General features: G+C 76.1%; 5 protein-coding genes. 3 read left to right on the forward strand and 2 right to left on the reverse strand.

The annotated features are described in order from the left end of the window. Positions 1-4: 4 nt before the first annotated feature. The gene (locus OOK41_RS24900) at positions 5-14,950 is read right to left on the reverse strand and encodes a type I polyketide synthase (RefSeq protein ID WP_266266901.1); all 14,946 of its coding nucleotides are present in this window, start codon (positions 14,948-14,950) and stop codon (positions 5-7) included. Between the two features lie 199 nt (positions 14,951-15,149). Here OOK41_RS24900 and OOK41_RS24905 point away from each other — a divergent pair, with 199 nt between their 5' ends. Then, a complete protein-coding gene (locus OOK41_RS24905; RefSeq protein ID WP_266266902.1) occupies positions 15,150-16,010 on the forward strand; it encodes a hypothetical protein in 861 nt (286 codons plus the stop codon). A 100-nt stretch (positions 16,011-16,110) separates the two neighbouring features. Then, a complete protein-coding gene (locus OOK41_RS24910; RefSeq protein ID WP_266267972.1) occupies positions 16,111-17,097 on the forward strand; it encodes a 3-dehydroquinate synthase family protein in 987 nt (328 codons plus the stop codon). 61 nt (positions 17,098-17,158) lie between these two features. On the opposite strand, the gene OOK41_RS24915 is transcribed toward OOK41_RS24910, so the two are convergent. Next, positions 17,159-18,349, reverse strand: coding sequence for an ATP-grasp domain-containing protein (locus OOK41_RS24915; protein WP_117673232.1), 1,191 nt, complete (start codon positions 18,347-18,349; stop codon positions 17,159-17,161). 846 nt (positions 18,350-19,195) lie between these two features. On the opposite strand from OOK41_RS24915, the gene OOK41_RS24920 reads away from it, so the two are divergent. Then, positions 19,196-22,900 (forward strand): amino acid adenylation domain-containing protein, encoded by a 3,705-nt coding sequence (locus OOK41_RS24920; protein WP_266266903.1) that lies wholly within the window; start codon positions 19,196-19,198, stop codon positions 22,898-22,900. The last annotated feature ends 70 nt before the right edge of the window (positions 22,901-22,970 follow it).

Below are 22,970 nucleotides of genomic sequence, written 5' to 3' on the forward strand. Positions count from 1 at the left end.
GTCGTCAGAGCCCGAGCTCGGAGTCGATGAGGTCGAAGATCTCGTCGTCGCTGGCGCCGTCGATGTCCAGGTCGAGGCCGGGGTCGTCACCCGGCCCGGTGCGCATGGCCCGCCACTTGGCCATCAGCACCTCCAGCCGGGAGCCGATCTGGGCGTGCAGCTCCGCCTCGATGGTCGCCTCGGCCAGCGACCGTTCCAGGTTCTCCAGGTCGGTGAGGACCGGCGGCAGCGTCGGGCCGCTGTCCGGGGCGAGCTGGGCGAGCAGGTAGCCGGCCAGCGCGGTCGGGTCGGGATAGTCGAAGATCAGCGTGGCGGGCAGCCGCAGGCCGGTCGCCTCGCCGAGCCGGTTGCGCAGCTCGACGGCGGTCAGCGAGTCGAAGCCGATCTGGCTGAACGCCCGGTTGGGGGCCACCGCCGCCCGGCTGCCGTGCCCCAGCACGCTCGCCGCCTGCTCGCGCACCAGGTCGACGACCAGGCCGGGGCGGTCGTCGGCGGCCAGCGCCGCCAGTTCGTCGGCGAGGGTCCGCCCGCCGGTAGCCGGGGTGGCCGACCGGGCGCTGCGCCGCTCCCGCCGCACCAGCCCGCGCAGCAGGGCCGGGGGACGGGCGACCCGCTCGGTGAGGGCGGCGACGTCGATCCGGGTCGGCACCAGCACCGGCTCGGCGGCCCGCAGCGCCGCGTCGAACAGGGCCATCCCCAGGTCCGAGGGGATAGCAAGCTGCCCGTCGCGGGCGGTGATGCGGGGGTCGGCGCGGTCCAGCTTCGCGGTCATCTCGCTGGCCTGTTCCCACAGGCCCCAGGCCAGTGACCGGCCGGGCAGCCCGGCGGCGCGCCGGGCCAGCGCGAGGGCGTCGAGGAACGCGTTGGCGGCGGCGTAGTTGCCCTGGCCGGGCACGCCGAACACCCCGGCGCCGGAGGAGAACAGCACGAACCCGGCCAGGTCGAGGTGGCGGGTGAGTTCGTGCAGGTGCCAGGCGGCGTCCAGCTTGGGCGCGAAGACGGTGTCGACGCGTTGCGGGGTGAGGGCGGTGACCACCCCGTCGTCGAGCACCCCGGCAAGGTGCACGACGGCGGTCAGCGGGTGCCGGGGCGGCACCGCGTCCAGCACCCGGGCCAGGCTGTCCCGGTCGGCCACGTCGGCGGCGACGTGGGTGACGTCGGCGCCCAGCGCGCGCAGCTCGTCGGCCGCGTCGGCCGCACCCGGCGCGGCGGCGCCGCGCCGGCTGACCAGCAGCAGCCGCCGCGCGCCGTGGGTCTCGACGAGCCGGCGGGCGACGAGCTGGCCCAGGGTGCCGGTGCCGCCGGTGAGCAGCACGGTGCCGTCGGGGTCCCACGGGCGGGGGGTGGTGAGCACCACCTTGCCGACGTGCCGGGCCTGGCTGACGTACCGGAACGCCTCCGGCGCCTGGCGCACGTCCCAGACCTGGGTGGGCAGCGGAGCGAGCACGCCCCGCTCGAAGAGCCCGAGCAGGTCGACGAGCATCCGCTGGAGTTCGTCGGGATTCTCCAGCGTCAGGTCGAACGCGGTGTAGTCGACGCCCGGGTGGTCGGCCGCGACCTTCCCGGGGTCGCGGATGTCGGTCTTGCCCATCTCGACGAACCGGCCGCCGCGCGGCAGCAGCCGCAGCGACGCGTCGACGAACTCGCGGGCCAGCGAGTCCAGCACCACGTCGACGCCCCGGCCGCCGGTGGCCGCGAAGAACCGGGCCTCGAAGTCGAGGGTGCGCGACGACGCCAGGTGGTCGTCGTCGAGGCCGAGCGCGCGCAGCGCGTCCCACTTGGCGGGGCTGGCGGTGGCGTACACCTCGGCGCCGAGGTGGCGGGCGAGCTGCACGGCGGCCATGCCGACCCCGCCGGCGGCGGCGTGCACCAGCACGGACTCGCCGCGGCGGAGCCCGGCCAGGTTGACCAGGCCGTGGTACGCGGTCAGGAACACCACCGGCACGGAGGCGGCCTGCACGTACGACCAGCCGGCCGGCATCGGGGCGAGCAGCCGGCGATCGGTGACGGCGAGCGGCCCGAAGCAGCCGACGAACACCCCGAACACGGCGTCGCCGGGGCGCAGGTCGGTGACCTCGGCGCCCACCTCGACCACCTCGCCCGCACCCTCGCCGCCGAGCGGCCCGGCGTCACCGGGGTACAGCCCGAGCGCGTTGAGCACGTCGCGGAAGTTCAGGCCGGCGGCGCGGACGCGGACCCGCACGTCGCGGGGGCCGAGGACGGCGTCGGCGGCGTCGGTCGGGACCAGGGTGAGGTTCTCCAGGCTGCCGCGCACCGGCGCGTCCAGCCGCCAGGCGGGCGTGGCGGGCGGGGTGAGTTCGCCCGCCGAGCCGGCGCGGGCCAGCCGGGGGACGTACCCGACGCCGCCGCGCAGCGCCGCCTGCGGTTCACCCGCCGCTAGCAGGGCGGCGAGCTGGTCGGCGCCGAGCCCGTCCCGGTCGACGTCGACGATCACCAGCCGGTCGGGGTGCTCCGACTGGGCCGAGCGGACCAGGCCCCACGCCGCCGCGGCGGCCGGGTCGACCAGTTCGGCGGTGCTGTGCACGGCGACCGCGCCGCGGGTGACCAGCACCAGCCGGGCCGCCGCCCAGCGCGGCTCGGTGAGCCAGCGCCGGACCAGTTCGAGGGCGTGGACGGCGGCGTGTCGGGCCGCCGCCGGCACGGGCGCGCCGGGTGCCGCGCCCAGCGGGGCGAGCACCGCCGCGGGCAGGTCGAGGCCCGCGTCGACGGCGACGGCGAGGGCGTCCAGCCCGGGGTGCACGGCGAAGCCGTCGGGGCCGGGACGCACGGCGACGCCGTCGGGGTCGAGGGCGAGCGCCACGGCGGTGACCGGCGGAGCGTCGTCGGCGGGCGGCAGGGGCGTCCAGTCGAGGCGGAACAGGGCGTCCCGGGTGGCCCGGTCGTCGGCGCGGGTCAGCTCGCCGGCGGCGATCGGCCGCATCGTCAGGGCGGCCACGTCGGCGACCGGGGCGCCCGTCGGGTCGGCGACGGTCAGCGCGATGCCGTACGGGGCGACCTGCGTCAGCCGGACCCGCAGCGCAGCGGCGCCACTGGCGTGCAGGGTGACGCCGTTCCAGGCGAACGGCAGCAGGAGCTGCCCCGCCCCGGCCTCGGCGAGCCCGCCGAAGTGCGCGGCGTGCAGGGCGGCGTCGAGCAGGGCCGGATGCAGGCCGTACCGGTCGGCGTCGGCACGCTGGTCAGCGGGCAGCTCCACCTCGGCGTACACCTCGTCGCCGCTGGTCCACACCGCGCGCAGCCCCTGGAACGCCGGCCCGTACGCGTACCCGTCGGCGGCGAGCCCGGCGTAGAAGCCGGACAGGTCGACGGGGCGGGCGTGTGGCGGCGGCCACTCGGTCAGCTCCCCCGCCGCGTCCGACCCGGCGGACCGGTCGGCGCAGAGGGTGGCGCTGGCGTGCCGGGTCCACGGGGCGTCGGCCGGGCCGTCGGCGGGCCGGGAGTGCAGGGTGGCCGGGCGGCGGCCGTCGTCGTCGGCCGGGCCGAGGGTCACCTGGACCTGGGTGGCCCCGTCGGCCGGCAGGGTCAGCGGGGCCTCGATGACCAGCTCGTCGAGGACGGGACAGCCGACCTCGTCGCCGGCCCGCAGGCAGAGTTCCACCAGGCCGGTGCCGGGCACCGGCACGCTGTCCAGCACCCGGTGGTCGGCCAGCCAGGGCTGGGCGGCGGCCGAGAGCCGGCCGGTGAACAGGTGCCCCTTCGCCTCGGCCAGCGCCACGGACGCGCCGAGCAGCGGGTGCCGGGCGGCGTCCAGGCCGGCCGCGCCGACGTCGCCGGGGTTGGCGCTCCGCCGGGGCCAGTAGCGGCGGTGGGCGAACGCGTACGTGGGGAGGTCGACCCGCCGGCCGCCGGCCAGGGCGGGCTGCCAGTCCACGCCGACGCCGCGCACGTGGAGCTGGGCCACCGAGAGCAGGAACCTGCCCCGGTCGCCCTGGTCGCGCTGTACCGAGCCGACCACCACGGTCGGGCTGTCGTGCTCGGCGAGGGTCTCGGAGATACCCACGGTGAGCACCGGGTGGGGGCTGCACTCGACGTACGTGTCGTGGCCGTGGGCGGCCAGTTCCAGCACCGCCCGGTGCAGCTCGACCGGCTGGCGCAGGTTGCGGTACCAGTAGTCGGGGCCCATCTCCTCGCCGTCGAGCCAGCGCAGGTCGGTGGTGGAGAACAGCGGCACGGCGGCCGGGCCGGGGGCGATGCCGGCCAGCAGCTCGGCCAGCTCCGCCCGGATCCGTTCCACCTGCGCCGAGTGGGAGGCGTAGTCCACGGCGATCCGGCGGACCCGGGCCTGCTCGGCGGCCAGCTCGGCGAGGAGTTCCTCCACGGCGGCCTCCTCGCCGGAGACCACCACGGCGGCCGGGCCGTTGACGGCGGCCACCGCGACCCGGTCGCCGTACCGGGCGGTCCGCTCGCGGACCACCTCGGCGGGCAGCGCCACGGAGGCCATCGTCCCGTGCCCGGCCAGGGCCCGGATCGCGCGGCTGCGCAGCGCCACCACCCGGGCGGCGTCGGGCAGCGAGAGCACCCCGGCGACGCAGGCGGCGGCGATCTCGCCCTGCGAGTGGCCGACCACGGCGTCGGGCCGCACGCCGTACGAGCGCCACAGCTCGGCCAGCGACACCATCATCGCGAACAGGGCGGGCTGCACCACGTCGACCTGGTCGAGGCTCGGCGCGCCGGGGGCCTGGCGCAGCACGTCCAGCAGCGACCAGTTCAGGTACGGCCGCAGCGCGGCGTCGCAGGCGGCCATCCGCTCGGCGAACACGGGGGCCTGGTCGAGCAGGTCCAGCCCCATGCCGAGCCACTGGGAGCCCTGGCCGGGGAAGACGAACACGACCCTGCCGGTGGTCCCGGCGTCGCCGCGGACCAGTTCGGGGGCGGGCCGGCCGTCGGCGAGCGCGTCGAGGGCGGCGGCGATCCGGTGCTGGTCGGCGCCGACCAGCACCGCCCGGGAGTCGAACACGGCCCGGGTGCTGGCCAGCGACCAGGCCACGTCGAGCGGCCGCTGGTCGGCCCGTTCGGCCAGGTGGTCCCGCAGCCGGCGGGCCTGCCCGGCCAGCGCCTCGGGGGTACGCGCGGACAGCAGCCAGGGCAGCGCCCCGGGTTCCCCGGGCAGCTCGGGCCCCGGCGCCGCGACCGGCTCCGGCGCGGGCACGGCCTCGACGACCACGTGGGCGTTGGTGCCGCTGATGCCGAACGAGGACACCCCGGCCCGGGCGGGCCGGTCGGCGCGGGGCCACGGGCGGGCCTCGGTGAGCAGCTCCACCGACCCGGAGTCCCAGTCGACGCGGGAGGTGCGCCGCTCGGCGTGCAGGGTGCGGGGCAGCCGCCCGTGCCGCATGGCGAGGACCATCTTGAGCACCCCGGCGACGCCGGCCGCGGCCTGGGTGTGGCCGAGGTTGGACTTGACGGACCCGAGCAGCAGCGGCGGGGCGTCGGCGGGACGCTGGCCGTACGTGGCGAGGATCGCCTCGGCCTCGATCGGGTCGCCGAGCGCGGTGCCGGTGCCGTGCGCCTCGACGGCGTCCACGTCGGCGGGGGTGAGCCCGGCGGCGTTCAGCGCGGCCCGGATGACCCGTTCCTGGGACGGCCCGTTCGGGGCGGTCAGCCCGTTGGACGCGCCGTCCTGGTTGACCGCCGTGCCGCGGACCAGCGCGAGGACGGGGTGGCCCCGGCGACGGGCGTCGGAGAGCCGCTCCACCACCAGCATCCCGACGCCCTCGGACATGCCGAACCCGTCGGCGTCCTCGGCGAACGCCTTGCACCGGCCGTCCGCGGCGAGGCCCCGCTGGCGGCTGAACCCGGTCAGCCCGGCCGGGCTGGACAGCACCGACACGCCGCCGGCCAGGGCCAGGTCGCAGTCGCCCTGGCGCAGCGCCTGGGCGGCCAGGTGCAGCGCCACGAGGGACGCCGAGCAGGCGGTGTCGACGGTGACCGCCGGCCCCTCCAGCCCGAGGGAGTACGCGATCCGGCCGGACAGCACGCTGCCGGCGGTGCCGGTGAGCAGGTGGCCCTCGTCGGCGATGGTCTCCCCGTCGTCGGCGACGGCGCCCGGGGCGATCTGGTCGGCGTAGTCCTGGCCGTGGGTGCCGGCGAACACGCCGGTCCGGCTGCCGCGCAGCGTCCCCGGGTCGATGCCGGCGCCCTCCAGCGCCTCCCAGGAGGTCTCCAGCAGCAGCCGGTGCTGCGGGTCCATGGCCAGGGCCTCGCGGGGGCTGATGCCGAAGAACGCGGCGTCGAAGTCGGCGATGCCGGTGAGGAACCCGCCGGAGCGCACGTACGTCCGCCCGGGGGTGCCGTGGACGGGGTCGTACAGGTCCGGCCAGCCCCGGTCGGTGGGCAGGTCGCCGATGACGTCGCCGCCGCCGTCGAGCAGCCGCCACAGCTCCTGCGGTGAGCCGATGCCGCCGGGGAACCGGCAGGCCATGGCGACGATCGCGACGGGCTCGTCGAGGGCGACGGTGCTCGCGTCGGCGACCTCGGTGGCGGCGGTGCCGAGCAGCCGGGCGTGCAGGTGCGCGGCGAGCAGCTCCGGGGTGGGATGGTTGAACACGGCGTGCGGGGCGAGCCGGACGCCGGTGACGGCGGAGAGCCGGTTGCTCAGCTCCACCGCCATCAGCGAGTCGAAGCCGAGTTCCTTGAACGGGCGGCGCGGCTCGACCTGCTCCGGGCCCGCGTGCCCGACGACGGTGGCGCTGCGGGCGCGGACCAGGTCCAGCAGCAGGGCGGCCCGCTCCGGCTCGCCGAGCCCGGCCAGCCGGTCGGCGAATCCGGCGGCGGACGCGGGCGCGGGGTCGGCGTTGACGGCCCGGCGGGGCGGCGGGGGCAGCAGCGCCCGCAGCAGGGCGGGCACCTCGCCGGAGGCCCGGACGGCGGCCAGGTCCAGCCCGATCGGCACCAGCGCGGGCCGGTCGGCGTGCAGGGCGGCGTCGAGCAGGGCCAGCCCGGCGGCGGTGTCCAGGGGGCGGGTGCCGCCCCGGGCGAGGCGGGCCAGGTCGGCGGGGGTGAGCCGGCCGGCCATCCCGTCCGCCTCGGCCCACAGGCCCCAGGCCAGCGCGGTGGCGGGCAGGCCCCGGGCGCGGCGGTGCCCGGCGAGCGCGTCGAGGAACGCGTTGCCGGCGGCGTAGTTGCCCTGGCCGGGGCTGCCGAAGATGGCCGACGCCGAGGAGAACAGCACGAACGCGGCCAGGTCCAGGCCGGCGGTCAGCTCGTGCAGGTGCCACGCGCCGTGCACCTTGGACCGCAGGGCCCGCTCCCAGCGGGCCTCGTCGAGGCCGGTGAGCAGGGCGTCGTCGGTGGCCCCGGCGGCGTGCACGACGGCCACGAGGCGGTCGGCGAGCGGGGCGACCACCTCGGCGAGCGCGGCCCGGTCGGCGACGTCGGCGGCGACCACCCGGACGGTCACCCCGGCGTCGGTGAGCGCGGCCATCCAGTCGGCGTACCGGCCGGCGCGGCTGAGCAGCACCAGTTCGGTGACCCCGTGCACGGTGGCGAGGTGGGTGGCGACGTGCCGGCCGACGCCGCCGGTGCCGCCGGTGACCAGCACGGTGCCGCCGGCCAGCGCCGGCAGGGGCCCGGCGGCGGGATGCTCGACGGGGCGCAGCCGGGGCAGCAGGGCCCGGCCGTCGCGGACGGCCACCTCGGGCTCGTCGGGGCCGGCGGCCAGGGCCACCCGGACGGCCGCGTCGTCGCCCGCGTCGAGGCTGAGCAGCAGGAACCGGTCGGGGTGCTCGGCCTGGGCGACCCGGACCAGCCCGGCGACCGGGGCGTGCACCGGGTCGCCGTCGCGCACGGCGAGGGCGAGCCGGGTGGTCTCGGCGCGCGGGTCGTCCAGCCAGCGCCGCAGCACGGCGAGGGTGTCGAGGCCGACGGCGTGCGCCCGGTCGGGCACCGGCCGCCCCGGGTCGCCGTCGCCGACCCGCAGCACCAGCACCGGCGGCAGCGGCCCGTCCGGGGGCGTGCCGTCGGCGAGGGTCCAGGCGGGCACCGGCGTGGCCGGGGCGGTGGCGGGCAGCCGGTCGACGGCGTACAGGCCGGCGGGGGTGGCCGGCGGGGGCGCGCCGTCGGCGGGCGGCGGCACGGTGCGCAGCACCACCCGGTCCACGTCGAGCACCGACGCCCCGGAGTCGTCGACGGCGCTGAGGGTGACCGCGTCCGCCCCGGCGGGGGCGAGGCAGACCCGCAGCGCGTGCGCGCCGGTGGCGTGCAGGCGCACCCCGGCCCAGTCGACGGCCATCGGCCGCGCGGCGGGGCCGGCGTCCGCGTCGGCTCCGACGGTGGCGAAGTCGGCGAGCGGGAGCAGCCGCAGGGCCGCGTCCAGCACCAGCGGGTGCACGCCGTACCGGTCGGCGTCGGAGTCCCGGGCGTCCTCGGGCAGCCGGACGTCGACGAAGAGCCGGTCGGCGGCGACCCACGCGGCCCGGGCCAGCTCGCCGGCGAGCGCCCGGCGCTGCGGGGCGTCCAGGTCCACGGGGCGGGCCCCGGCGGGCGGCCACGCCGGTACGACGGTGGCCGGGCCGGCGGCGGGGTCGGCCGGGGCGAGCACCGCCTCGGCGACCTCCCGCCACGGCTGGTCGTCGGCGGCCCGCACGTGGCAACGCGCCACCCGGCGCAGGTGCTCGTCCGGCCCGGCGACGGTGACCTGCACGTCGACGGTCAGCTCGGCGGGCAGCGGCACCGGCTCGGGGACCCGCAGCCGCGCCACGGTGGGCAGGTCGAGGAGTTCACCGAGGTGGGTGAGCAGGTCCAGCAGGGCGGTGGCGGGCAGCAACGGGACGCCGTCGGCGGGCGCGGCCAGCCACGGGTGGGTGGCCGCGGCGATCCGGCCGGTGCAGACGACCTGCCCGGTGCCGGCGACCGGCAGCACCGTGCCGAGCAGCGGGTGCCCGGCGTCGGTCAGCCCGACGTCGGTCGGGCCGCCGGCCACCGCCGAGTAGGGCAACCAGTAGTGCCGGCGCTGGAAGGCATACGTGGGCAGCTCGACCCGGCGGCGCGGGCCGGGGCCGGCGAGAGCGGCCGGGTCCACGGCGGCGCCGCGCACGTGCAGCCGCGCCACGGCGGCCAGCAGCGCGTCCGGCTCGTCGTCGACGGTCCGCACGGCGGGAACGAAGGCCAACTCGTCGGCGTCGGCGGCGAGGCAGTCCTGGGCCATCGCGGTGAGCACGCCACCGGGGCCGACCTCCAGGAACGTGCTGACCCCCTGTCGGTGCAGGGCGCGCATCCCGTCGAGGAAGCGGACGGTGCCGCGCACGTGCGCCACCCAGTAGTCGGGCGAGCAGAGTCGGGCCGGGTCGACCGGCTCGCCGGTCAGGTTGGACACCACCGGCAGGTGCGGGGTGCGGTAGGTGAGGCCGGCGGCCACCGCGCGGAACGCGTCGAGCATCGGTTCCATGCGCGGCGAGTGGAACGCGTGCGACACGCGCAGCCGGCTGGTCCGCCGGCCGGCGGCGCGCAGGGTGGCCGCGACGGCCAGCACGGCGTCGGCGTCACCGGAGAGGACCACGCTGGTCGGCCCGTTGACGGCGGCCAGCCCGACCCGGTCGGTGAGGTGTGGGGCCACCTCGGCCTCGTCCGCCTCGACGGCGACCATCGCGCCCCCGCCGGGGAGCTGCTGCATCAGCCGGGCCCGGGCGGCGACCAGCGCCGCCGCGTCGGCGAGGGAGAACACCCCGGCCACGTGCGCGGCGGCCAACTCGCCGACGGAGTGGCCGAGCACCGCGTCGGGGCGCACGCCCCAGGACTCCAGCAGCCGGTACAGCGCCACCTCGAACGCGAACAGGGCCGGCTGGGTGTAGAGGGTCTGGTCGAGCAGGCCGGCCAGTTCACCGCCGGCCTCGGCGAGGGCGACGGCCGCGACGGGGTGCGGGGCGTGACCGGTGAGGGCGCGGTCGAGTTCGGCGCAGGCCGCGTCGAACGCGCCGGCGAACACCGGGTACGCCGCGCGCAGCCCCCGGCCCATGCCGGGACGCTGGCCGCCCTGCCCGCCGAAGAGCAGGCCGAGCTGCCCGTCGGCGACCCGGCCGGTCAGCGCGCCGGCGGGGTCGGGGTCCGCGTCGCCCCGGGTCAGCGCGGTCAGCCCGGACCGGGTGGCGGCCGGGTCGCCGGCCAGCACCACGGCCCGGTGTTCCAGGGCGGCGCGGGTGGTGGCCAGGGCGTGCCCGACGTCGGCCGGGTCGGCGTCCGCGCCGGGGCCGTCGAGCCAGCCCAGCAGGCGGGCCGCCTGGTCGCGCAGCGCCTCGCCGGTGGCGGCGGAGAGCAGCCACGGCACGGGCAGCCGGCGGTCCTCGGCGGCGCTCGGCGCGCGCGGCCCGGCCCGGTGCGCGCCGGGCGCGGGCTCCGGGTCGGCGGGCGGCGCCTCGACGATGACGTGGGCGTTGGTGCCGCTGATGCCGAACGAGGAGATGCCGGCCCGCCGGGGCCGGTCCACCGCCGGCCAGGGGCTGGCCTCGGTGAGCAGCTCGACCGCGCCGGCCGACCAGTCCACCTCGGACGTCGGGGCGTCCACGTGCAGGGTGGCCGGCAGCGTCCCGTGCCGCATGGCCAGCACCATCTTGATCACCCCGGCGGCGCCGGCGGCGGCCTGGGTGTGGCCGAGGTTGGACTTCAGCGAGCCCAGCCGCAGCGCGGCGGCGTCGCCGCGGTCCGCCCCGTACGTGGCGAGCAGCGCCTGCGCCTCGATCGGGTCGCCGAGCCGGGTGCCGGTGCCGTGCGCCTCGACGGCGTCCACGTCGGCAGGGGTGAGCCCGGCGACGGCCAGCGCCCGGCGGATCACCCGCTCCTGGGCGGGCCCGCTGGGGGCGGTGAGCCCGTTGGACGCGCCGTCGGAGTTGATCGCGCTGCCGCGCAGCACGGCGAGGACGGGGTGCCCGTTGCGGCGGGCGTCGGAGAGGCGTTCCAGCAGCAGCAGGGCGACGCCCTCGGACCAGCCGGTGCCGTCGGCGCCCTCGGCGAACGCCTTGCACCGGCCGTCGGGGGCGAGCCCGCGCTGCCGGCTGAACTCGACGAACGCCTGCGGGGTGCCCATCACCGCCACGCCGCCGGCCACCGCGAGGGAGCAGTCCCCGGCGCGCAGCGCCTGGGCGGCCAGGTGCAGCGACACCAGCGACGACGAGCAGGCCGTGTCGACGGTGACGGCCGGGCCCTCCAGCCCGAGCGCGTACGCGACCCGGCCGGTGACCACGCTGCCGGCGGTGCCGACGCCGAGGTACCCCTCGGTACCGGGTGGGGCCTGGCGCAGGTTGGCGGCGTAGTCGTGGTGCATGACGCCGGCGAAGACCCCGGTGGCGCTGCCGCGCAGCGAGGTGGGGTCGATGCCGGCCCGCTCGAACAGCTCCCAGGAGGTCTCCAGCAGGAGCCGCTGCTGCGGGTCCATCGCCAGCGCCTCGCGGGGGCTGATCGCGAACAGGGCGGCGTCGAAGTCCGCCGCGTCGGGCAGGAACCCGCCGACCCGCACGTACGAGGTGCCGGTCTGGTCGGGGTCGTCGGAGAACAGGTGGGCCAGGTCCCAGCCCCGGTCGGCGGGGAACCCGGTGAGTCCCTCCCGACCCTGGGCGACGAGGTCCCACAGCTCCTCGGGGGAGGAGACCCCGCCGGGCAGCCGGCAGGCCATGGCGACGACGACCACCGGGTCGTCCGACACCCCGCCGGCCGGTCCGCCCGGGGCGCTGGCGGCGGCCGGGGTGGCGCCGCGCAGCCGGGCGGCGAGGTGCCGCGCGAGGGCGTCCGGGCTCGGGTGGTCGAAGGCGGCGGTGGCGGAGAGCCGTACCCCGGTGGCACGGGCCAGCCGGTCGCGCAGCGCGACCGCGCCGACGGAGGTGAAGCCGAGTTCCTTGAAGGCCCGCCCCGGACGGACCGCGCCCGGTCCGGGCAGGCCGGCGACCTCGGCGGTGGCGGCGCGGACCAGGTCGAGCAGGAGCCGGTCACCCTCCACGGTGGTCAGCGCGGCCACCCGGCGGCGCAGCTCGATGGCGTCCCGTTCGGCGGCGGGGCCGGTCCCGGCGGGGCCCCGCCAGGCGGGGTGCGCGGCGTCGGCCGGGTGGGCGAGCAGGACGAGGTCGTCGCCGTCGTGCGCGACGTCGAACGCGGCGAGGTCGGTCCGGGCGACGGTGCTCGCCGCCGGGTCCGGGCCGGCCGGGTCCGCCGCCGTGCCGACCAGCCGGGCGGGCAGTCCGGCAGCGCGACGGCGGGCGACCAGGGTGTGCAGGGCACCGACGGCCGCCGCCGCCCGCTCCCGGTCGGCTTCGCCGAGCAGCGTGGCCGCCGGGACGAGGACGGTGAACGCGGTGACGGCGGCGTGCCGGGCGTGGGCGTCCAGCGCCTCGGCCAGGGCGACCAGCCGCGCGGCCCCGGCGGGGTCCGCGAGGTCGGCGGCGGACGGGCAGAGGAAGACCGCGTCGACCGGCTCGTCGGCGGCGGCGGGCGCGGCGTGCCGCGCGCCGGTTCCGCCGCCGGACGCGCCGACGTCGGCGAGGTGCGGGGCGGCGGCGGGATCCGGGGCGGCGTGGGCCGGGCGCGGGGCGGCGTCGGCGGGGCGCTGCACGGTGACCGCCGCACCGGCGACGGTCAGTTCCGCGACCAGGGCGGCCAGGGCGGCGGCGTCCGGGGAGCCGGCGGGCAGCAGCCGCAGCCGGCCGGCGCCGTGCGCGCCGACCAGGTGCCGGGCCAGCGCCGTGCCGGTCACCGTGTCGGCCCCGGCGACCAGGACCGGGGCGGCCGGGTCGACGACCCGCGTCGGCCGCGCGGGGGCCCGCGCCGGGGCCGGCCCGAGGACCGGGTGCCGGGCGGTGCCGGCGCGCAGCGCCACCTGCGCGGCGCCGGTGTCCACGGCGGCGGGCAGCAGGGCCAGCGACTCGGCGGCGGCGTCCGCGTCGACCAGCACGACCCGGTCCGGGTACGCGGCCTGGAGGCAGCGGCCCACCGCCCAGGCGACGGCGGCGGCCGGGACGAGGTCCGGGTCGTCGGCCCGGTCCGGGGTGGACGCGTCCACCGCCCCGGTGGTCAGCAACACCAGCCGGGCACCGGCGGACCGGTCGTCGTCGAGCCGTTCGCGCAGCCGGTCGGCGAGGCCCAGCACGGCACCGGGGTCGGCCAGGTCCACCGGGGCGGCGTCGGTGAGCAGCAGCGTCACGTCCGGCACGGCCGGGTCCCGGCGCAGGGCGGCGAGGTCGGGGTAGGCGTCGAACCGGTCCCCCGTCGACGCCGCACGCAGCGGCTCGACCAGCGACTCCCCGCCCGCGCCGACGACCGCCCAGCGGCGGGCTCGCGCGGGGTCGGCCGGGTCCGCAGTCGGGTCGGCCGGGTCCGCCGTCGCGGCGGGGGCGGCCGGCGGCACGGCGGTCAGGTCCAGCGGTCGCCAGGTGACGGTGCTCAGCGGGTCGTGGTGGCTGCCGTTGACGGCGCGCAGCCGGGCCGGTCGGTCCAGCAGCAGCCGCCGGGTGACCTTCCCGGAGGCGGTGCGCGGCACCTGGCCGATCTCGTACAGCTCGTCGGGCACCTTGTAGTAGGAGAGCCGCTCCCGGCAGGCCGCGTACCCGGCGGCCGGGTCGAAGCCCTCCGGCCCGGGAACGACGAACGCCACCGGCACCTCGCCGAGCACGTCGTGCGGCCGGCCCGTGACGGCCACGTCGGCGACGCCGGGCACCGAGCGCAGCGCCTCCTCCACCTCGGACGGATGGATCTTCTCCCCGCCCCGGATGATCAGCTCCTGGTGCCGTCCGGTGACGAACAGGTTGCCGTCGGCGTCCCGGCGGGCCAGGTCACCGGTGCGGTACCAGCCGTCGCGCAGCGCGGCGGCGGTGACGTCGGGCAGGCCGTGGTAGCCGAGCATCACGCTCGGCCCGCGTACCCACACCTCGCCCTCGGCGTCGACCGGGACGTCCACGCCGGTCTGCGGGCTGACCAGGCGCACCTCGACGCCGGGCACGGGCCGCCCGCAGGAGCCCTCGACCCGGGGCGAGTCCGGCCGGGTGATGGCGATCGAACCGCAGGTCTCGGTACTGCCGTACGCGTCGAGCAGCGGCGCGTCGAACACCTCGTCGAACGCCCGGCGCAGCGCGCCCGTGGTGATCGCCCCGCCGACCAGGCACATCCGCAGGGCCGGGGCCCGGAAACCGGTGTCCCGGGCGGCGGTGACCAGGTGGTGGTACATGGCCGGCACCCCGGCCAGCATGGTCGCGGCGTCGGAGTCGACGGCGCGCAGCACGTCGTCGGCGGAGAAGCCGTCGATGAGCCGGGCGGTGGCGCCCACGGCGGTCACGCTCAGCACGCAGCCGATGTGGGAGAGGCTGTGGAACAGCGGCAGCGGCCACACCACCCGGTCCTCGGCGGTGAGGCCGGGGATCGGCACGTAGCAGGAGGCCACCGACCACAGGCAGGTGCGCTGGGTGGACAGCACGCCCTTGGGCCGGCCGGTGGTGCCGGAGGTGTAGAGCATCCAGGCGACCTCGTCGAGGCCCAGGTCGTCCCGGGCGTCGACGGGGGGCTCGGCGTCGGCCAGGTCCCGCCAGGCGGTGACGCCGTCGGGCGCGGGCCCGTCCCCGGTGACCCAGACCCGCAGGCCGGGGCGGTCCGCGCGCAGCCGCACGAGCTGGTCGAGGTGCTGCGGGTCGATGACCACCAGCACCGCGCCGGAGTCGTCGAGCAGGTGGGCCAGCTCCGCGTCGGTGCTGCGCGGGTTCAGCGGTACGCCCACCGCCGCGGCCCGGGTGACGGCGAGCCACGTCTCCACCGTCTCCACCCGGTTGCCGAGGCAGAAGGCCACCCGCTCGCCGCGCCCGACCCCGGCCGCCGCCAGGTGTCCGGCGAGCCGACGGGTCCGCGCCTCCAGGGCGGCGTACCCGACCGCGCGGCGGTCGTCGCGGAACGCGACCTTGTCCCCGAACCTGTCGGCGTGGGCCCTGAGCAGATCGGGCAACGGCTGGACCAGGTCGCTCCGAAGCATGTCACCACATTCCGTCCGTCGGCGAGACTCCTCATCCGCGGCGTAGACCTCGCTCGCCGTAACGGCCCAAGTCTTCCGAGCACCCTGCCGACGACCTACCCCTGTCACCCCCTAAGTCGTCCCCAGTTCCGGGGGCCGATCCGCTGGCGGGACGCACCGCAGGCCGATGATGGGGCGACCCCCGCAGACCGTCGTGCTCGTGCTCCGTCCGCCGTCAGTCGAGGTGCCGTCGTTGGAACGCTCGTGGTTGTTCACCCACCTGGCCGTGCCGGCCGGCGGGTGCCCGGACGCCCGGGTGGCCGAGCTGCTCGGAACGGTGGTCGCCGAGCTGGTCGCCGCCGCCCGCCGGGCCGACCCGCCCGCGGACTGGTTCTTCGACCGGATCGGCGCCCCGGCCGGGACGCGGCTGCGGCTCGGCTTCCACGCGACCGGTGCCGGCCTCGACGCGGTACGGCGGCTGCTGCCGGCGGACGGCCGGGGCGCCTGCCCCGCCGATCCGTACCCGGTGCGCGACGCCGCCCGGGGCGGCCCGCTCGCGCACGCGGGCAGCGACCTGGCCCTTGCCCTGCTCGGTGGGGACATCCCCTGGCTGGCCGGGGTCGAGCTGCCGCTGGCCGTGGCGCACCTGCGGGAGCTGACCGGGCTGGTGCCAGCGGCCGACCGGCTGACCTTCCTGTTCCTGCACTGGCAGGACCGCGGCCGGCTGCTCACCGGTGCGCAGCGGCGGGACCTGGCCGCACAGGCGGACGCCGGGGCGGAGAAGATCGTCCTGGCGGCCGGTGACCTGCCGCTGACCGGGGAGGTGGCCGCCGCCTGGCGGCGGTATCTGGACCGGGTGACGGACGTGGTCGGCCGGGACCACCCGGTGACGCCGCCCGGTTTCCTGCTGGCGTACCACGCCCAGCTCACCCACGAGCGGTGGGGCATCGGGCCGGACGTCGACGCGCTGGCCGCGCTGGCGCTGCGGCTGTCGATGACCCGGGACCACCCGGTGGCCGCCACGGTTGCGGCGACCCCGCCGGCGCCCGCCGCCGTACCCGCCCCGCCCGCCGGCCCGTAGAGGAGACAGCAGCCGCATGCACCCGACCCGCACCGACCGTCCCGCCCCGGCCCGGTCCGACCGCTCCGGACCCGACCGGACCGAGCCGGCCCGCATCGAGGTGCCGCTCGGCGAGCGCGCGTACCCGGTGCTGATCGGCCCCGGGGTGCGCCACCGGCTGCCGGCGGAGGTGGCGCGGATCGGCGCGCGGCGGGTCGTGGTGGTCTCGGCCCGGCCGGCGCAGTGGACGCCCGACCCGGGCGTGCCGCACCGGGTGGTGCCGGCCCGCGACGGCGAGCACGACAAGAACCTGGCCACGGTGGAGCAGCTCTGCCGGGCGTTCGCCGAGTTCGGGCTGACCCGCGCCGACGCGGTGGTCTCCTGCGGCGGCGGCACCACCACGGACGTGGTCGGGCTGGCCGCCGGCCTCTACCACCGGGGGATCGCGGTGATCCACCTGCCGACCTCGCTGCTCGCCCAGGTGGACGCCAGTGTCGGCGGGAAGACGGCGGTGAACCTGCCGGAGGGCAAGAACCTGGTCGGGGTGTACTGGCAGCCGCGCGCCGTGCTCTGCGACACCGAGTACCTGACGACGCTGCCGGAGCGGGAGCGGCGCAACGGCTACGGTGAGATCGCCCGGGCCCACTTCATCGGCGCGGGCGAGCTGCGCGACCGGCCGGTGACCGAGCAGATCGCCGCCTGCGTGGCGCTCAAGGCCCGGGTGGTGGCCGCCGACGAGCGCGACGCCGGGCTGCGGCACATCCTCAACTACGGCCACACTCTCGGGCACGCGCTGGAGCGGGCCACCGACTTCGCGTTGCGGCACGGCGAGGCGGTCGGCGTCGGCACGGTCTTCGCGGGCCGGCTGGCCGGCGTCCTCGGCCGGATCGGGGCCGACCGGGTGGCCGAACACCACGACGTGGTGGCCGGCTACGGCCTGGACACCGCGCTGCCGGCCGGGGTCGACCACGACGAGCTGATCGCGCTGATGCGGCGGGACAAGAAGGCCACCGCCGGCCTGTCCTTCGTGCTGGACGGCGCGGCCGGCCCCGACCTGGTCGCCGACGTCCCGGAACCGGCCGTCCGCGCCGCGCTCGCGCGGATGTAGGAAGGGGCCCGCACGCCGGAGGGGCGCCCCCGGGCCGCCGGCGCGGCCCGGGGGTGACCCGTCAGCTACCCAGCGCTCGCTGGACCTGCGCGATCAGCACGCCGCAGGCGTACCGGTCCGCGGCGCCGACCATGCCGACGATGGTCGCCGGATGCGGGCCGTTGTCCGTCTCCGCCGGGTCGTAGTGCATGAACACGACGAGCTGCCCACGATCGATGAACGGGGCGAGGATCGGCTCGGCGTCGACTCCGGGCGCGAGGGAGAAGAACGTCGTCATCGCGCACGGGTGCTGGCCCAGCAACGAGCTGCGGTGCAGCAGCGACGAGGTGGCCCCACTGACCCGGAAGTTCGGGTCGATGACCCGCAGTTCGCCGTCCCGGCTGATCCCCGCGTCGAACGAGCAGTACCCCCGGTACCCGAGAGCACTGGCCTTTCGGACCCCTGCGGTCAGCGCTTCGATCAGCTCCGCCGGCGGTTGGTCATCGTCCATCACACATCCGACCCACGTCGAGGTGGGCTGCGGCAGGTGCACGGACGCACCGAAGTACTCCACCGATCCGCTTTCGGTCACGCCGAACTGGAGGCCCCAGACCGTCCGGAAGGCAACCTCCTCCTCGACGATCCACTGATCACTCACCTGCTCCAGTTGGTTGAACAGTGACCGGTTGAGCCGCTCCCGCAACCGTCTGGTGAAGATCGCGATCCCGCTGTACACCTCGGCGCCGGCCGGTTTGATGACCGCCGGCCGGCGGTCCTGCTGCACGATCTGTCGCACCTGCGCGGGGGTGGCGACCTGCCGGCGGGGCAGGTACTCCGGTGCGACCAGGGTTTCCAGCACGGTCTTGTTGTTGAGGCGGGCCAGCAGGTCCGCCGAGACCCGGACCGACGCGGCCCGCAACTGCGGGTCGTGCGGGGGGAACTGGAACTCCAGCATCTCGCCCCGCTCGGCGGCTTCCCGGGCGAGCTGTACCGCCTGCTCGCCGTTGCGGAACTCACGCAGGTCGCTCGGCGTCTTGAGGCCGCTGCGGCTGAGCAGGCGTAGCGACTTGTCCGCGCTGGCTCCGGAGCTGGCGATGGTCGCCGCCTGGTGCGGCAGGCTGAGATGAAGACCGGTGATCATGTCCAGCCCGTTGTGCAGTCCGGCGCCCGCGCCGGCCAGATAACGGCTACCGGCGGTCGCCACCGGACTTGGGGGCCGGGCTAGGACCACCCCGTCGTGAGCGAACACCGGTACCTGGATTGGCGCATCCATTGGATCTCCTGACATGCCGGCCCACAGGGGGCCTCGGGGATGGCACGAAGTCCGGGTACACCACCACCACGAGCAGCGGGGAACGTGGGCGAATGCGTGGCGTCCCGGTCCTGATGTGTCCGCTCGGCCGCGAGAGTCGGGCGGGCCGTGTGCACCGGCCGGACGGTTCGAGGCTGGACCGGCCAGGTAGCAACTGGCTTGTGGTCAGCGCTGCCTCGGCGCGATGCACACCAAGCAGGCGGTGTGTGATTAACCAGTCACCGACTGCGTCATGATGCGGTCATGATCGGAAAGATCATAGTCAGCATACTTCGCACCCGGATTAGCCGATCGGCCGAGTACGCACCCCCCGTTCGCCACCGCCCCCACTAGGGGTCGACCTGTGCATCTAGGGGTGTACGCCGCTCCGCCGGTCTTCGTAGGGTCGGGCACCGTCGGGTCGTCGTTTCCCTTCACCGCACCGGATCGGGGACGCACGCGGGTGCGCGGCGCCCGGATGGACGGGAGGTGCCGGTGCCCCACGACCGCACGCTCCGGCCGGGACGCCCGGCGCCGGCCTCCGAGCCGTCCAGAGTCCACCCGACGGCGCGGCGCCGGGACCGGCGCGGCCCGGCACACCCACCAGCACAGCCAGCCAGCCGGCGGTCGCCTGCCCGCCGCACGGACCGTCCGCGGCCCACCGGGGCCCAGCACGTGCCGGTCGGGCATCCCGGCGCACGGGGGCCACGCTGCGCGTCGGCCCGCACCCCCGCGTCCACCACCTGCCGTCCGCCGTACGGCACCTCGGCTGACCGGCCGTTCCGGCCACGCGCCTCCCGGTCACCCCTTTCGATCGGAGGTTGACTCATGTTTGTCGGGTTCACTGGTGCTCAGGCCGCAGACGGCACGGCCGACGCCGGACCGGCCGCGACCGTCGAAACTCTGGACCTGGTGGGCGATCTGCGCCGGCCGCTGGTGTGGCCGGCCCGGGCTGCCTCGGTGCACCGGACGCTGTCCTCGGCGCCGACGGGTGCCGGGCCGGCCGGTACCGTCGTGGTGGCGGGCCTCGTGGCGGTCCTGGCCCGCTGGACGGCCCAGGAGGAGATCGTGGTTGGTCTCCTGCCGGGTGGGCTGGTGCGGGTGGGGGTGGCGGACGATCCGGGGTTTGCCGAGTTGGTGTCTCGGGTGGGTGTGGCGTGGGCTGCGCCGGTGGTGGGTGCGGGTGTGGTGGGTCCGGTGGTGGTGGGTCTGGTGGACGGTCCGGTGGCCGTGGTGGGGCCGGCGGTGGTGGATGTCGATCTGGTGGTGAGTGTGGCCTCGGACGGTTCCGGGGTGCGGGTGGACTATGCGGTGGAGGGGTTCTCCGCGGACTGGGTGCGGGGCCTGGTGGATCAGGTCGCGTTGTTGACCGGGGCAGGTGTGCGGGAGCCTGAGGTTGCCCTGTCCCGGTTGCCGTTGGTGTCCGATGCGGAGCGGGAGCGGCTACTCGCGTGGGGTCGGGGTCCGGTGCGCCCGGTGCCGGATCAGCCGCTCCACGAACTGGTGCTGGAATGGGCACGGCGCACCCCGGACGCGGTCGCGGGTGTCGCCGACGGTGAGGTCGTCACGTACGGGGAACTGGCCCGCCGGTCGGAACTTCTGGCCCGCTACCTGCGGTCAGCCGGTGTCGGGGTCGGTGACGTGGTGTCGCTGGCGTTGGACCGCAGCATGTGGACCCTGATCGCCACCCTGGCGGTGTTACGGGCAGGAGCGGCCTACACGCCCATGGACGTGTCCTGGCCGGCGGAACGGATGCGGATGCTCCTGGCCGACCACGGCGCCCAGGTCGTACTCACCATCGGCGACGTCGCCCCCCGCATCCCCGCCCCCGACGGCGTTAGGGTCGTCGCCCTCGACAACGACTGGCCCACCATCGAGACGGCCGAAACAGCCGACCTGCCGGTGGTGGACGCCACCGGACCGGCGTTCGTCATCTACACGTCAGGATCCACCGGCACCCCCAAAGGCGTCGTCCTGACCCACGACAAACTGACCAACTTCGTCACCTGGATGCGCGACGAATGCGCCGTCGGCCCGGACAGCCGCATGCTGCACTGCTGCGCCCCCGTCTTCGACGTCGCCCTCGGCGAGATCTACACCGCCCTCACCTCCGGCGCCCGCGTCGTGGTCTGCTCCCGAGACGACCTCCTCGACGCCCGCCGCCTCACCGACCTGATCGCCAAGGAACAAACCACCCACGCGTTCTGCCCACCCACCAACCTCGCCGCCATCGACCCCGCCGACTGCCCCAGCATGTCCTGCGTCACCCTCGCCGGGGAACCCATCCCACCCCGCATGGCCCAACGCTGGATGACCGCCGGCGCCCGCCTCATCAACGCCTACGGCCCCGCCGAAGCCTCCGTCGCCTGCACCTGGTACGACGCCAAAGCCGGCTGGGCCGGCGCATACGTACCCATCGGCTGGCCCATGCCCAACCGCCAGATCCGCATCGTCGACAACCACCTCAACCTCGTCCCCATGGGCATCCCCGGCGAAATCCTCATCACCGGAGCCGGCGTCGCCGACAGCTACCTCAACCGCCCCGAACTGACCACCCAACGATTCGTCACCGACCCATACGGCGGCGGCACCGCCTACCGCACCGGCGACCTCGGCCGATGGAACACCACCGGAGCCCTGGAAATCCTCGCCCGCATGGACCACCAGGTCAAAGTCAACGGCATCCGCATCGAACTCGGCGAAATCGAAGCCGTCCTCGAACAACACCCCGACGTCAACACCGCCGTCGTCATCCGCCGCGAAGACCGCGGCATCGCCCGCCTCGTCGGCTACATCACCACCCACAACGGCCGAACCCCCGCCGTGAGCGACCTACGCGAACACGCCGCCACCGTCCTACCCGCCTACATGGTCCCCGCCGTCATCATGATCCTCGACCGATTCCCCGTCGGCGGCACCGGCAAAATCAACCGAAAAGCACTCCCCGAACCCGGCACCCAACGCCCCAACCTCGACGTCGCCTACACCGCACCCACCACCGACGAAGAACAACTCATCACCAACATCTTCGCCACCATCCTCGGCCTCGACAAAGTCGGCACCCACGACAACTTCTTCCACCTCGGCGGCACCTCCCTACAATCCGCCACCACCGCCACCACCATCGACGAAACCGCCAACGTCATCGTCCCCGTCTCCCAAATCCACCGCACCCCCACCCCACACCAACTCGCCCAATGGCTCACCACCGCACCCCGCCGTACCGAGACCGGCCCGGCCGCCGGTCAGGCCCGCCAGCGCCCCGGCCCGGTTCCGCTCGCGCAGCAGGTGGCTAAGTGCCTGATGTCGCCCCTGGAGGTCGTCAATCCGGTCACCTGGTGGATCGAGGGTGAGCTGGACCCGCGCGCCCTGATGGCCGCCCTCGGCGACGTCCACAAACGACACGAATCCCTGCGCGCCCGCTACCGACGCGTCGACCCCCCCGTCGCCATCATCCCCCCGAACACCGGCATGCCCCAGCTCCGCCTACTCACCGACGCCACCACCGAACAAGACGCACTCAACCAACTCACCGAAGCACTACAACAACCCCTCGACTACACCCAGGGCCGCAACTGGCGCGCCGCCCTCATCCGCGAAAAATCCACCAACCGCATCCTCTTCGGCATCGGCATCCACCACATCGCCTTCGACGGCTGGTCACACGCCCTCCTCGTCCGCGACCTCAGCCACGCCTACACCGCCCGATCAGCCGGCAAAACCCCCGAATGGGACCGACCCGCACCCACCCTGCGTCAGGTGTACGACGAGTTCACCCGCCTGCGCGAGGCCGCCGACCTGGAGACGCAACGGGCGTACTGGCGTGAGCAGTTACGCGGCCTGCCCCGCCAGGGCGAACCCCCGGCCGACGCGTCGCTGGAACAGGCGCTGGCCTGGGGCCCCAAGGCCGGGCACATCGCCACCGTCACCCCCGACGTGCTGGAACGCTGGGACCGCGCCGCCCGGGAACACCGGTTCAGCCGCTCCAGCCTCTTCGCCGCCGCGTTCGCCTCCGCACTGCGCGCCGTCAACCAGCAGGACGACATCGCCCTGCTGATGGTCGTCGCCAAGCGCGGCAGCCGCGTCCTCGACTCCGCCTTCACCACCAGGCTCAACCTCAACTGCGTCCGGGTCCGGTTCGACGGGCCGGAGGACGGCAGCCTCGTCCTGCGGGTCCACGAGACGATCAGCGACCTCATGCGGGCCCAGGACGTCCCGTTCGCGGAGACCGCCAACGACCCGTCCGCCGGGATCTCCGGTGAGGTGGTGGCCAGCCTGCCGACCTTCGTCTTCCAGGACAACGTGGTGCACCCGCTGGAACTGCCCGGCTGCCGGACCGAGGAGATCGTCGAACCGTACGCCCGGGAGGTGCCCAACGGCCTCACGGTCGAGGTGCTGCCCCGCGCCGACCACGCCCTCCTGCGCGTCACCATCCGCACCGACTACCTGCCGTACAGCTTCGCCGAGGAGCTGAACGGACACATGCTGCGCTTCCTTCAAGCCGGGCCCGCGCCGGCCCACCTCGCTGGCTGAACGTTTCACCCGTACCCCTCGTGCCGTGGGCGCGGCCGTCCGCGCCCACGGAGTTCCTGGATTTCCTGAC

The sequence above is a fragment of the Micromonospora sp. NBC_01655 genome (genome assembly GCF_026339755.1).
Classification (GTDB): Bacteria; Actinomycetota; Actinomycetes; order Mycobacteriales; family Micromonosporaceae; genus Micromonospora.